The sequence below is a fragment of the Frankia umida genome, assembly GCF_023242945.1.
Taxonomy (GTDB): Bacteria; Actinomycetota; Actinomycetes; order Frankiales; family Frankiaceae; genus Frankia; species Frankia umida.
In genome coordinates, this window is sequence record NZ_JALKFT010000121.1 from 1 (window position 1) to 358 (window position 358).

Consider the following 358-nt stretch of genomic DNA (forward strand, 5'->3'; position numbering starts at 1 on the left):
TTCGGCGCCGTCAACCCGTTACTCGCCCCGTCCGAGTTGACCGCCGACCCCCGCACCACCGCCCACACCGGATGACCATGCCGGCGCGCCTCCGACAACCGCTCCACCAGCAGGACACCCACGCCCTCGCCGAACCCGGTGCCGTCCGCGGCGGCCGCGAACGGCTTGCACCGCCCGTCCGGCGCCAGCCCCCGCTGCCGGCTGAATCCGGTGAACAGCCCCGGGGTCGACATGAGGGTCACTCCGCCGACGACAGCCAGCGAACACTCCCCCGACCGCAACGCCCGCACCGCCAGATGCAACGCCACCAACGACGACGAACACGCCGTGTCCACCGTCACCGCCGGCCCCTCCAGAC

1 protein-coding gene is annotated in these 358 nt (G+C 72.9%); it reads right to left on the bottom strand.

Annotated features, from left to right (window positions below):
- A partial coding sequence (locus tag MXD59_RS26050; protein ID WP_283097526.1) for a beta-ketoacyl synthase N-terminal-like domain-containing protein occupies positions 1 to 358 on the bottom strand: 358 nt, incomplete at both ends.